At 60.5% G+C, this 12,658-nt stretch carries 11 protein-coding genes and 1 tRNA gene; 5 read left to right on the top strand and 7 right to left on the bottom strand.

Annotated features, from left to right (window positions below; genetic code table 11):
- Window positions 1-3 precede the first annotated feature (3 nt).
- Genes AAFM31_RS14320 through AAFM31_RS14300 form a run of 5 tightly spaced genes read left to right on the top strand, consistent with a single transcriptional unit; the run spans window position 4 to window position 3,808 of the window.
- Window positions 4-1,227 carry a cytochrome c gene (locus tag AAFM31_RS14320; protein ID WP_341708607.1) on the top strand — a complete coding sequence of 408 codons (1,224 nt, stop codon included), beginning with the start codon at window positions 4-6 and terminating at the stop codon, window positions 1,225-1,227.
- Window positions 1,228-1,246: 19 nt separating this feature from the next.
- Window positions 1,247-2,419, top strand: a complete 1,173-nt coding sequence (locus AAFM31_RS14315; RefSeq protein WP_341708606.1) for an XdhC family protein — start codon at window positions 1,247-1,249, stop codon at window positions 2,417-2,419.
- Complete coding sequence (locus AAFM31_RS14310; protein WP_341708605.1) at window positions 2,420-2,713, top strand: putative quinol monooxygenase; 294 nt, start codon at window positions 2,420-2,422, stop codon at window positions 2,711-2,713.
- Window positions 2,713-3,297 carry a nucleotidyltransferase family protein gene (locus AAFM31_RS14305; protein WP_341708604.1) on the top strand — a complete coding sequence of 195 codons (585 nt, stop codon included), beginning with the start codon at window positions 2,713-2,715 and terminating at the stop codon, window positions 3,295-3,297. The genes AAFM31_RS14310 and AAFM31_RS14305 overlap by 1 nt, the downstream gene beginning before the upstream one ends.
- A 19-nt stretch (window positions 3,298-3,316) precedes the next feature.
- Window positions 3,317-3,808 carry a nucleoside 2-deoxyribosyltransferase gene (locus tag AAFM31_RS14300; RefSeq protein WP_341708603.1) on the top strand — a complete coding sequence of 164 codons (492 nt, stop codon included), beginning with the start codon at window positions 3,317-3,319 and terminating at the stop codon, window positions 3,806-3,808.
- Window positions 3,809-3,811: 3 nt separating this feature from the next.
- Here the strand turns inward: AAFM31_RS14300 and AAFM31_RS14295 are convergent, their stop codons facing one another.
- The 7 genes from AAFM31_RS14295 to rpoD form a co-directional block, all read right to left on the bottom strand.
- Window positions 3,812-4,306, bottom strand: coding sequence for a M48 family metallopeptidase (locus AAFM31_RS14295; RefSeq protein ID WP_341708602.1), 495 nt, complete (start codon window positions 4,304-4,306; stop codon window positions 3,812-3,814).
- Window positions 4,307-4,409: 103 nt separating this feature from the next.
- Window positions 4,410-5,360, bottom strand: coding sequence for a sodium-dependent bicarbonate transport family permease (locus AAFM31_RS14290; RefSeq protein ID WP_341708601.1), 951 nt, complete (start codon window positions 5,358-5,360; stop codon window positions 4,410-4,412).
- A gap of 83 nt (window positions 5,361-5,443) precedes the next feature.
- On the bottom strand, window positions 5,444-5,797 hold the full coding sequence (locus AAFM31_RS14285) for a hypothetical protein (protein WP_341708600.1): 354 nt from the start codon (window positions 5,795-5,797) through the stop codon (window positions 5,444-5,446).
- 76 nt (window positions 5,798-5,873) lie between these two features.
- A complete protein-coding gene (locus tag AAFM31_RS14280) occupies window positions 5,874-6,791 on the bottom strand; it encodes a LysR family transcriptional regulator (RefSeq protein WP_341708599.1) in 918 nt (305 codons plus the stop codon).
- 686 nt (window positions 6,792-7,477) lie between these two features.
- Window positions 7,478-7,554, bottom strand: a tRNA-Ile gene (locus AAFM31_RS14275).
- A 21-nt stretch (window positions 7,555-7,575) separates the two neighbouring features.
- Window positions 7,576-10,608 carry an EAL domain-containing protein gene (locus AAFM31_RS14270; protein WP_341708598.1) on the bottom strand — a complete coding sequence of 1,011 codons (3,033 nt, stop codon included), beginning with the start codon at window positions 10,606-10,608 and terminating at the stop codon, window positions 7,576-7,578.
- A gap of 154 nt (window positions 10,609-10,762) precedes the next feature.
- Window positions 10,763-12,619, bottom strand: coding sequence for an RNA polymerase sigma factor RpoD (gene rpoD / locus AAFM31_RS14265; protein ID WP_341708597.1), 1,857 nt, complete (start codon window positions 12,617-12,619; stop codon window positions 10,763-10,765).
- Window positions 12,620-12,658: the final 39 nt, after the last annotated feature.

The raw sequence follows: 12,658 nt of genomic DNA, 5'->3' as shown, positions 1-12,658 counted from the left end.
CCCATGCATCTGAGCAAATCCGTGATTCTCGGGCTGGGGCTGGCTGCCTCGGCGTTATCTGTACAGGCCGCAGACGATGAGCTGATCGCCCGCGGCAAATACCTGGCGGCAGCCGCCGACTGCGTCGCTTGCCATACCGTACCCGGTGGCGAGCCGTTCGCCGGCGGGGTGGAATTCAAGCTGCCATTCGGCTCGCTGTATTCGCCGAATATCACCCCGGACAAGGCTACTGGCATTGGTGACTGGAGCGATGCCGACTTCCTTGGCGCCCTGCACGAGGGCGTCGGCAAGGATGGCAAGCGCTACTATCCAGCGTTCCCATATACCTCCTACACCCTGATGCCGGACGATGAGGTGATGGCGATCAAGGCGTATCTGTTCAGCCTTGAACCGGTCAGTAATACGGTGCCGGAGAACACCCTGAGTTTTCCCTACAACCAGCGCTGGGGGATGTTCTTCTGGAATCTGGTGTTCCACGACAATGAGCGCTTTGAGGCCAATCCGGAGCAGTCCGAGGAATGGAACCGCGGCGCCTATCTGGTCGAAGGGCCGGGGCACTGCGCCGAGTGTCATACCCCGCGCAACTTCGCTCAGGCGCTGAGCAGCAGTCAGCCGCTTGCAGGCAATCTGGTGCAGGGCTGGCAGGCCTACAACATCAGTTCCGACGAGACCTACGGCATTGGTGCCTGGTCGCCGGCCGAACTGGTGAGTTATCTGGGCAAGGGGTACGCGCCGGGCAAGGGCGTGGCCAGCGGGCCGATGGGTGAGGTGGTCGAACACAGCCTGAGCCATCTGACCCCGGAAGATCTCTCGGCGATTGCGACCTACCTGCTCAGCACGCCAGCACAGGCCAGCGGTATTGCCCGTCCTGACAAGAGCCCTGCGGCGACGCCGGTGGCCGATGGCGCCCTTGGCAGCAAGTTGTTTGCCGGTAACTGCGCGGGCTGCCACGCCTGGGATGGCGGTGGCACCCAGACGCCGATTGCGGCCTTGGGCGGGTTGAAGACGGTCAACGATCCGGCCGGCACCAACCTGCTCGGTATTCTGCTGCGCGGACATGGTGGCCCGAACAGCCGCGTCGATCAGCAGATGCCGTCGTTCGCCGCTGGCTATCAGGACGCCGAATTGGCGGCGGTTGCCAGCTTCGTGCTGCAGCACTTCGGCGACAGCGGTGCAACGATCAGCGCGGCTGATGTGGCTGCCAAGCGCGGTAACACCGGTCATTAAACCGGCAACAGGAGTCTAGATGTCTGCGGTTGAACAGCTGCTCACGGCAGTCGATGATGCCGCCCGGCAGGGCGACGATGCGGTGCTGGCGACGGTGGTCAAGGTCGAGGGTTCGGCTTATCGCCGCCCCGGCGCACGCATGCTGATCAATTCCCTGGGCCAGACCGAGGGGACGGTCAGTGGCGGGTGTCTGGAAACGGAAGTGGCACGCACCGCCCGCTGGCTGACCGAGCGAGGCGCTGCGCTGCGCAGCTATAGCACCGCCGAAGATGATGAGGATGGCGATGCGGCGGTGCGCTTTGGCCTGGGCTGCAACGGCACCGTGCACCTGTTGTTTGAACGGGTTGAATCTGCAGCCTGTCAGTTGTTGCTTGATGCCTGCCGTTCATTGATGCCGGGCAGCGCAGGCATCAGCGTGGCGACTGTGGTTAATGCCGCGCAGCCGGCGCTGCTTGGTCAGCGCTTTTTGCTGGGCGCTGACGCAACGTTGCAAGGTAACTTGCCCGCAGAATGGCGCGCCCCGCTGTTGCCGCTGCTGCAGGCGCATTCTGCCCGGCGTGCTGCATTGCATCGGTTTCGCCATCCCGGCGGGGAGGTTGAGGTGCTGATCGAGCATCTGCGCCCGGCGCGGCGGCTGGTGATTTTCGGTGGGGGGCACGATGCGCTGCCGCTGGTGCGCATGGCCAAACTGCAGGGCCTGCATGTCACGGTGATCGACAGCCGGGCGCACTTCGCCCGGCGCAGCCGCTTCCCTGAGGCCGACGCCGTGGTTCTCGGGCAGCTGGACAACAGCTTCGCACTGAGCGATGTGCTTGCCGACGCGGCGGTGGTGGTGATGACTCACAGCCTGCAGCAGGATGCCTGGTGGCTGGCGCAGGCGCTGGCGTCGTCGGCTTGCTACATCGGCCAGCTCGGCCCACGCGAGCGCACCGAACGGCTGCTGGCCGGCATGGCGCACAACAATCTGCCGGGCCTTGCGCGATTGCATTACCCAGTCGGTCTCGATCTGGGTGGCGATATCCCGGAATCCGTCGCACTGGCGATTCTGGGCGAGATTACCGCGGTGCTTAACGGCCGCACCGGTGGCCTGCTGCAGCAGCGGCAGTCTGCCATTCACGAACCGTCTTCAATTCATATCCATGACTGGTGCGAGCAGGATCTGCCAGCACCCTCCAGTGTCGAGAGCAACTAAATGTCCGAAATCATTACCATCGTAGCGGTGCTGCGTGCCGCCCCGGGCGCCGCCGAACAGGTCGCAGCCATTCTTGCTGAAGCGGTCGAGCCGTCGCGTGCCGAGGCCGGTTGCCGTGGCTATGTGCTGCACCATGACCGCAGCGATGCCAGCCGCTTCGTATTTGTTGAGCAGTGGGCCGGGATGGAGGCCATCGAAGCGCATCGTCAGGCCCCGCACTATCAGGCGATGGGCAAGGCGTTAGCCGGGCTGATTGCTGAACGCGAGGTTATGCTGCTGGACGCCAAGGCCTGATGCCAAGGGTTGCCGCCCTGATGCTCGGCGCCGGGTACTCCCGGCGCTTCGGCGGCGACAAGCGAAAAGCCCTGCTGGGCAATGGCCAGAGCGTTTTAGGCCGCGCGCTGGAGAATGCTCTGGCAGCGTTTGCAGACGTGACGCTGGTGCTGCGCGGCGACGATGACCCTCAGGCGCTGGCGATCCCGAATGGGGTCAAGGTGCTGTTTAACCCGCATAGCGCGCAGGGTATGGCCAGTTCGTTGGTTATGGGTGTCGAACATCTTCGACAGGGTGATGCGGATGCCATCGCCGTGCTGCTCGCTGACATGCCGTGTATTCAGCCGTCGACCCTGCAAGCGCTGGTGCAGCACTGTGGGCCGGCGCAGATCGTGCTGCCGAGCTGGCAGGGCCAGCGCGGCCATCCGGTGCTGTTTGGCCGACACTTCTGGCCGCAGCTGCTGACCCTCAGTGGTGATCTGGGCGGGCGTGAGGTTGTGCGCGCGAATGCCGATTGCGTTAAGGTGCTGGCGGTAGAGGATGCCGGCGTCTGTCTCGATCTGGATCAGGCGGCGGATCTTGCCGCGCTGAACCCACTCGTTTGATCCACGCAGGAGAGTCCCGGTGCCCTCGGTATATCTGGCCGGTTTTGACGTGTTTTATCCCGACGCTCTGGCACGCGGCGAATATCTGAAGGGGCTGTGTGCCGCGCACGGGCTCGAAGGGCTTTATCCGCCGGATGCCGCCTTGCCGGACGGACTGAGCGATCCGGCTGGCTGGATCTGTCAGGCGAACCTCGACAGCCTGCGCCGCGCCGATGCGGTACTGGCCAACCTCGGGCACTTTCGCGGCAACGAGCCGGATTCCGGCACCGTCTTCGAGGTTGGCTTTGCCTGTGCCTTGGGTAAACCGGTGTGGGCGTACTTTCCGGACCAACAGCCGATGATCGAGCAGCTGTCGCGCGATGCCCAGGGGCTGTGCCCGGACGGCTTTGTGGTTGAGAACTTCGGCCTGCCGCGCAACCTGATGCTGGCCTGCAGCTGGGTCGGCGCGAGTACCACGGCCCCGCAGGCCATCGCTGAGCTGGCCGCGTGGTTGCAGGCAAACCCGCAGTAGGCGCTAGCTGTCCTTGAGGGTCAGAAACAGACGCAGATCCAGCTCCAGCTGGTGATAGTCGGGCTCCATATGCCGACACAGCTGATAGAACGCCTTGTTGTGTTCCTTCTCGCGCAGATGCGCCAGTTCGTGCACCACCACCATACGCAGCAGCGGCTCGGGCAGGGTTTTCAAAATCGCCGAGACCTTGATCGCGTTCTTGCTCTTCAGCTTGCCGCCCTGCACGCGACTGACAAACTGATGCTGCCCCAGCGCGTTGTCGATGACGTGCATGCGGGTATCAAACGACACCTTGCTGATCGGTCCGCTGCTGCGCATGTGCTGTTGCTTGAGACGCTGGGTGTAGTCGTAGAGCGCGGCGTCGGTCTGGATCGGGTGCTGCTCACCGGGCGGGTAACGTTGCTCCAGCCAGGCGCCAAGCTGGCCACGGTCTATCAGTTGCTGCACCTGCTGGCGCAGGTCGGGGCTGTATCCCGCGAGGTACTTCAGCGTTGCCATGGCGTTCCCCTCCTCAGGCCAGCGACAGCGAGTTGATGCGCAGTATCGGTGGTCTGCGGGTGACTGTCACGGGCAGTTATCGGACTGCCCGTGAAGCGGAATGCTAGCCGGTGAGTTGTTGCAGGATACCGGCATACAGCTCAATGCCGACCAGCACGTTGAACGGGAAGGTGATGCCCAGTGAGGCCAGCATCACCAGGCCGATGTCGGCCTCCTCGATGGCATGGCGCACCGCGACCGGTGCCGCGATGTAGGACGCGCTGGCGGTCAGGGTGGCGAGGATCACGGTGGTACCCGGAGCCAGCCCCAACAACAGGCCGGTAAACATGCCGGGCATCGCCAGCAGCGTCGGCATGCACAGGGCGAAGGCGATCACCCGCCAGTGCTGCAGTCGGACCTTGCGCAGGGTTTCTGCGGCTACCAATCCCATCTCCAGCAGGAACAGCGCGAGAATCAGAGAGAATCCGTTGGTCAGTGCGCCAGTCACCTGGCTACCACCCTGCTTGCCGTAGAGCAGGCCAATGACCACGCCGCCCACCAGCAAAATCACGCTGCGGTTGGTCAGCGTCTCTTGCCACAGCGGCGTGCTGGTCGTGGTCTGGGCCGGGCCAGGTGAGCTACTGAGCCGGCGATACAGCCACAGGCCGGTGATGATCGCCGGCAACTCAAGCAGCACCAGATACAGTGTGACCTGACCGCTGACGATCATCCCGCGAGACTCGGTCCAGGCCAGTGCGACAGCGAAGGTACCGGCGCTCACCGAACCATAGTGGGCGCAGAAACTGGCGGCGTCCGCCGTGCTGAGTCTGACCAGGTGGCGGAGCAGCGGGTAGAGAAACAGCGGAATCAGAAAGCCCAGCGCGGTAACTGCCAGCACTTCACCCAGCAGCGACCAGTGCAGATTGCCGTGCAAGGCCATGCCGCCTTTCAGGCCGATTGTCAGCATCAGCAGCAGCGACAGAATGTCGTACACCGCTTTAGGAATGGCGAGGTCTGAGCGCAGTGAGCCGGCAATCAGACCAAGGATGAAGAACATGACGATGATATCGGGCATTGAGTCGCTTCCATGGGGTGGGTTGAAGGGTTACGCGCAAAAAAGAGCCCCGGATCGGGGCTCTTGTAGTGAACGGGGTTAGTTTAGGCGCTTAGCCTTAACGCGCTGCGCGTTGCTGGTTCGTGCTGACCGGTGAGGTTCGTTGCCTGCATTTCCGCCGCATGGGCGACCTCGTAGACGTGGAACGCCTCAGGTCCGAACGGGTCGAGGGCAGTATCGATGTAGCGGTGACTGACCGGTACCGGGACGCCTGACCCGACTACCATGAACTGGTGCTCGGTGACCGGCAGGTCGATTTTCAGCGGCTCCTCGACCCACAGGTAAACGCGTTTCTGGGCGACCACGTACTCGCAGCGTACGATCCGGAACCCGTCGCGCAGCGCCAGGCTGGTAATCTGCTTGTCGCTTGCCAGTTGATACTGATGGATGGTTTTCATGACCTTCCTCCGCACAGTTTTCGACGGGCTTAGGATCACGAATAAATGGGTTTGAATAAACCGATCTATATGGATTTTATAGATCGGTTTTTTCGATGCTGTCGTCCAGCTCCGGTCGCACTTTCAGCAGCGCAGCGACGGCCGCGTTGCCACTCGAACGGGCCCGGGTTACCGCGTAGAGGGTTTCCCTTACCTCCTCGATCGAGCCGATACATTCCACTTCATATTGCCGGCAGACCTCGTCGCTGATCACTGTTGGAGCAGCAAAATAGCCTAGCCCCTGGCGTCCGAACACCTTGATCAGCGCGCTGTCGTCGACCTCGGCAACCACATTGATGCGGATGCGTTTGGTGGCAAACCAGTTCATCAAGTCGTTGATGTAGGGGGCGTTCAACGACGTGGTGAGAAATGGCTGACGATCAAGGCTTTGCGGAAACCCCTGTTTCAGTTTTTCAGCAAGCTCCGGCGTGGCGAACAGGGAGATCGACGAGCTGGCCAGCTGGGTTGCCCTGAATTGTCCGGCGTCCTTGAAATCCGGTTGGCGGTCGGTGAGCAGAATATCCAGCTCCCGTTGGCCGAGCTGCTTGAGCAGCTGCCCGGTTTCGCCGGTCTGACAAACCAGATGCACCGGGCGAGGCAGCGCTAGTGCTGGCTCGGTCAGGTGGTAGGCGATTAGCTTATGGATTGATGCCGCGATGCCCACCGTGAGGGTCAATGGCCGGTCTTCTGCTGGCTGCTGCAGGATATCGGTCAACGACTGCACTGACTGAAAGATGTCATCGGCATAGGCGAATACGGTTTTGCCGAACTCGGTCAGCTGCAGGGCGCGATTGGCACGTCTGAACAGCGGGCTGCCCAGCGTCGCTTCAAGCGTTGCCAGCTGACCGCTGAGGGTTTGCGGTGAGAGGTCAAGACTCTCGGCGGCTCGGACAATCGAGCCTGTGCGAGCGATCATCCAAAAATACTGCAGATGGCGAAGGTTCAGATGGTCCAAATGCGTGGGCTCCCGGTCTGTCAGGGGCTGGCTGGTCGTTGGGTCGATAGTATCAGCAGTTTTGCGGGCGTGGGGGCCGGGTTGGCGTTACTGAGGCGCTGGATAGTGGCGCGGCGCTTGGCTGCAAGAGGGCTGCTTTCCGCCAAGAACGGCTGGTCCAGATCTAGATTAGCCGCCGACCACTGTGGCTTGGAGGTATCGAGAAAAGTCGGGGCGGCTCATTTCGCGAATTTGAACAGGTAGAGATATGGTTGACTCGGTATGGCTAGAACCTAGATACGCGGTGGTCAGGGGCATGGTCGCAGGCCGAAGGATATTAGTGGTTTCGGAAAGGAAAGAGATGCGAAAGCGGGCCATATGCAGGACCACGTGCAGGGAGCTATGGCCTGCCTACTATCAGCTGGTGCGTATCGAATAGAGCGCCCCTATAGGTCGAGGTGAGTAAGTCGCTAGTTCTGACATGTCGTGTGTTGGGGGCGTTTGGGCGTTTCCCGCTTGCACAAGTAGCCAGCCCAAGCTGTGATTCTCACCCGGCGAAGCGGCCGGCGTGGTCATCATGGTGAGCATTAGGGGCGGTGAGGATTTTGAGTCGTGCGGACACGGCAGGTAAAAATTTTTACCAAAGTTTGGCCAAAGCGGACAGACTATGTTCCGAAGAAAACACGGATGCGGCAGCGCGGGGAGTGTGGTGGGCCCACCAGGACTTGAACCTGGGACCAAGCGATTATGAGTCGCCTGCTCTGACCAACTGAGCTATAGGCCCACGCTTTTATAGCGCGTCGGATTATACGGGCTGTGATGGCTGGTGACTAGGCGCCTGCAGCAGGAAGCGTTCGGCGAACGCTTCTGCAGGTTGCGGAGGGCTGATCAGGTAGCCCTGAATGCTGTCACAGCCCTGTTCCCGGAGAAGTTCGCGTTGTGCTTCTGTCTCAACGCCTTCGGCGATTACTTCCATACCAAGGTTGTGTGCCAGCACGATGATGGTCTGGCTGATCGCCGCATCGTGGTGGCTCTCGGGCAGGCCGGCAACAAAGCTGCGGTCGATCTTCAGCGTGTCGAGCGGCAGCTCCTTGAGGTAGGCGAGTGAAGAGTATCCGGTGCCGAAGTCGTCAATCGAGAGGTGAATTCCCATGCTGCTGAACAGGTCGAGCAGGATGATGGCTTCTCGGTTCTGATTCATGACGAAGTCTTCGGTGATTTCCAGCTCAAGCTGACTGGCAGGCAGATCGTACTCTGTGAGTGCTCGCCGAAGGTCACTGACTAACTGGTTGCCGGTCAGTTGGGTGCCGGACACATTGATCGCCATGCGTGGAGGCTGAAGACCATGGCCGCGCCACTTTGCGAGTTGGGCGCAGGCTATGTCCAGAATATGGCGACCGAGATCGACGATGAGACCGGTTTCTTCTGCCAGGGGAATGAACTGGTCTGGCTCGACCAGCCCTCGCTGTGGGTGGTTCCAGCGCACCAGCGCTTCAGCACCGTTCAGCAGGCCGCTATGCAAATCCAGTTTGGGCTGGTAGTGGAGGATGAATTCACCCCGGTCAAGGCCGCGGCGCATGTCGTTTTCCATTTCCAGGCGTTGATGGGCGCTGGCCGTCAGGTCGCTGGTGTAGAACGCGTAACGGTTGCGGCCCTGATTCTTGGCTCGGTACATGGCCGCGTCGGCGTGCTTGATCAGGCTGTTTACGTCGTTGGCATCGGTTGGGAACAGGCTGATGCCGATGCTCGCACTGACGAAAAACTCATGTCCGGAGCAGACAAAGGGGGCACGAAAGACAGCCAGCAATTTGTCAGCGATGGCCGCGACGTCCGTGTCGTCATGCAGGCAGGGAAGCAGGACGATGAACTCGTCGCCTCCGTGGCGGGCGACGGTGTCAATGTCGCGCAGTACTGAACAGAGGCGCTGGCTGACCAGTTTCAGCAGGCTATCGCCTATCGGGTGTCCGAGACTGTCGTTGATCTGTTTGAACCGGTCCAAATCGATGAACAGCAGTGCGCCGACATGTGCAGCGTCGTCTATTGCGAGGCTATGCAAGGCCTCGCGCAGTCGCGCCTCAAACAGGGTGCGATTGGGCAGGCCGGTCAGTGGGTCGTGGTGGGCCTGATGGTCGAGCCTTGCCTGGGTATGCTTAAGCGGCGTGATATCGCTGAATACCGCAACCAGGTGGCTGAGGCTGCCGTCGACATTCAGCACCTGGCTTACATTGGTCCAGGCAGCGTAGAGCTCGCCGTTGGGCCGATGATTCCAAGACTCGCCCTGCCATTGGCCGTGCTCTTTGATCGATTCGGATGCTTGGGCGATCAGGTCCTGATCTTCGGCATTCTCTGCCAGCATGCGCATCGGTTGGCCAATAACCTCTTCGGCCGGAACGCCGGTGATCCGGCTGAAGGCCTGGTTGACTGCGGCGATGTTGCCGGAGGAGTCGGTGATGATTACGCCTTCGTTGGTGTTTTCAAAGACGGTTGCAGCCTGACGCAGCGAGGCCTCCATTTCCAATCTTTCGGTTACATCGCGCGCTATGCTGAGCATGCACTCCTGATTGTTGATGGTGATCGCTTCGGTACAGATTTCTACCTGGCGCACCTCATTTTTGGCTGTCGTGACTTGCGACAGCAGGTCGCGAACCCGGCCGTCACGGCGTAGCATTTCGATCATGCGCTGGCGATCGGCGTCATCGCGCCAGAGTCGCAGAGCCAAAGTGCTTGTACCTACCGCTTGGTCGCGGGTATAGCCGGTAATTCGGGTAAAGCCTTCGTTTACATCCAGTAGCATGCCATCGCTGGCGCGGGAGATAAGCAGGCCATCAGGCGAGGCGTGGAACGCACGTGAGAATTTCTGTTCGGACAAGCTCAGCTGCTCCTGAGTCTGCTTGAGCGCTGAAATATCGCGGATCACCGTCACCATCACCGGTTGCTCATTAATGCTGACCGCGCGCGCAGAGAGCAGGCCTGTAAAGCGACTGCCATCTGCTCGTCGGAAGGCTAGCTCTACGTTGCTTCTGGTCTGGGAGGACAGCATCGTGAGCACGCGAGGGCCAGTTCCCGGGTCTACCCAAAGTCCCAGCTCGGTTGCGGTTTTGCCGATAGCCTCGGCGACTGGGATACCAAACTGGTCTTCGAAGGTCTGGTTGACCGATAACAGACGACCCGAGTCGGCGGCCGCAAGGACGATAGTGTCAGGGCAGTGATGAAATACCGACGAGAATTTCTGTTCCGAGTTGCGCAGCGCCTGTTCGGCCAGTTTCTGTTCCTGAATATCGATAAGCAGGCCGTGTAGCGCTGCTGCTTCGTATTCCTCGGTGGTGACCCGATTGATGATGGCGCGTACCCAGATGTAGTCGCCGCTCTGGCGGTAGAGGCGAAAGTCGAAGTTCTGGTGCTGGTTGGAGAGGGCATGCTCACGCAGGTTGTCGAGAACTCTGCGCTGGTCTTCCGGGTGCAGGTGGTCGGCGAGAAAGTCCGGACTGAGCCAATGCTCGGCAGGGTAGCCCAGCAGGTCTGCTGCATGTGGCGACGTGTACACGAAGCGCAAGGAAGGGTAGGACATCTCCCAAGTGACAACGTGCAGTTTTTCTACCAGTGAACGATAGCGGTGTTCCTGCTGGCTAAGCAGTTCAAGTGCTTCCTGGCGTTGGGATACTGCGCTGCGTCGGAGCTGGTTGAGCGCGTGGGCAGCGAGCAGCAGTACGCAGGACACCAGCAATACGCCAACTTGCGTGAATTGCAGCTGGGGTAGCGTGGAGGTTGCGGATGCACTGCATCCTGCGCCAGTCATTGCCAGGCCGGCGGCAATACATCCTTTGGCGACGGCGTTCATTCGACAGTAAACCTGTATCCATGGTTACTCGATATTACTTCGCCAGTTTAGCCCTTGGTTGTTGCAAATGCCCAGCTCTGCCGGAGACGGTGTGCGCCATAAACGACAACGCCCGGCATAGGCCAGGCGTTGTTTATTACTGCATGCGAGCAACTCAGTCGTCGAGGAAGCTGCGCAGGTGATCGCTGCGCGTTGGGTGACGCAGCTTGCGCAGGGCCTTGGCTTCGATCTGACGAATACGCTCACGGGTAACATCGAACTGCTTGCCGACCTCTTCGAGGGTGTGGTCGGTGTTCATGTCGATGCCGAAGCGCATGCGCAGTACCTTGGCTTCACGGGCAGTGAGGCCGGACAGTACGTCGCGGGTCGCTTCCTTGAGGTTTTCCACAGTGGCCGAGTCAATCGGCGACTCCATGGTGCCGTCCTCAATGAAATCGCCCAGATGCGAATCTTCGTCGTCACCGATGGGGGTTTCCATCGAGATCGGTTCCTTGGCGATCTTCAAGACCTTGCGGATTTTGTCCTCAGGCATTTCCATGCGCTCGCCCAGCTCTTCCGGCGTCGGCTCGCGACCCATCTCCTGCAGCATCTGGCGGGAGATACGATTGAGCTTGTTGATGGTCTCGATCATGTGCACCGGAATACGGATGGTGCGAGCCTGGTCCGCAATGGAGCGGGTGATGGCCTGACGAATCCACCAGGTGGCGTAGGTCGAGAACTTGTATCCACGGCGGTATTCGAACTTGTCGACCGCTTTCATGAGGCCGATGTTGCCTTCCTGAATCAGGTCAAGGAACTGCAGGCCGCGGTTGGTGTACTTCTTGGCAATCGAGATAACCAGACGCAGGTTGGCCTCAACCATTTCTTTCTTGGCACGACGCGCACGCGCCTCACCAATGGACATGCGGCGGTTGATGTCCTTGATCTCAGAAATGGTCAGGCTGGCGTTTGCTTCCAGCTCAGCAAGCTTTTTCTGAGCGCGCTGGATGTCGCTCTTCAGCGTTTGCAGTCCTTCACTGTAACGCGGGCTGTCGGCCAGCAGGGCGTCGACCCAGTCTTCGTTGATTTCGTTGCCGGGGAAGCTGCGCAGGAAGTCAGCACGTGGCATGCGTGCGTCGCGGACGCACAGTTGCATGATGGCGCGTTCCTGCTTACGGATCTGGTCCTGGGCATCACGGACACGATTGACCAATGCTTCGTATTGCTTGGGAATCAGCTTGATCGGCATGAACAGGGTAGCCAAAGCTTCCTGCTCGGCAACGGCCTTGGGGCTGTTGCGCGGGTGCTTCTTGAGCACCTTCTGCAGTTTTTCCAGCTGTTCCTTGATGGCAGTGAAACGCAGGCGAGCTACTTCCGGATCGGGGCCGCCGTCGCCTTCGTTGTCATCGCTGTCGTCATCGGACTCGTCTTCGTCTTCGTCCTCGTCGTCTTCCTTCTTGGCATCCTTGGTCGAGACGGCGGGGATTTGATCGCTGTTGACGCCGGACATGCCGTCGTCGTCAGGGTCGATATAGCCGCTGAAGATATCGGACAGGCGACCGCCTTCCTCGACGACACGCGCGTAGTCAGCAAGGATGCCGTCGACGGTGCCGGGGAACATGGAGATGGCAGCCATGACTTCGCGGATGCCTTCTTCGATACGCTTGGCGATTTCGATCTCGCCTTCACGGGTCAGCAGCTCTACCGTACCCATCTCACGCATGTACATGCGGACTGGGTCGGTGGTGCGACCGATATCGGTTTCGACCGCGGCCAGTGCGGCAGCGGCTTCTTCGGCAGCGGCTTCGTCGGCATCATTATCGGCCAGCAACAGCGCATCGGCATCGGGAGCGGTTTCGAAAACCGTGATGCCCATGTCGTTGATCATGCGGATAATGTCTTCCACCTGTTCCGGATCGGAGATATCCTCGGGCAGGTGATCGTTGACCTCCGCATAGGTCAGGTAGCCCTGCTCGCGACCGCGGGCGATGAGCTCTTTGAGACGGGATTGCTGTTGCGCTTTTCCGGACATAACAACCCTTGTGGATGCCTAGGTGTGCAAAAAATAAGC

It is taken from the genome of Halopseudomonas sp. (genome assembly GCF_038130085.1).
In the GTDB taxonomy this organism is placed as follows: Bacteria; Pseudomonadota; Gammaproteobacteria; order Pseudomonadales; family Pseudomonadaceae; genus Halopseudomonas.
Note: the sequence above shows the minus strand (reverse complement) of the source record. Positions and strands in the feature narration are given on the sequence as shown.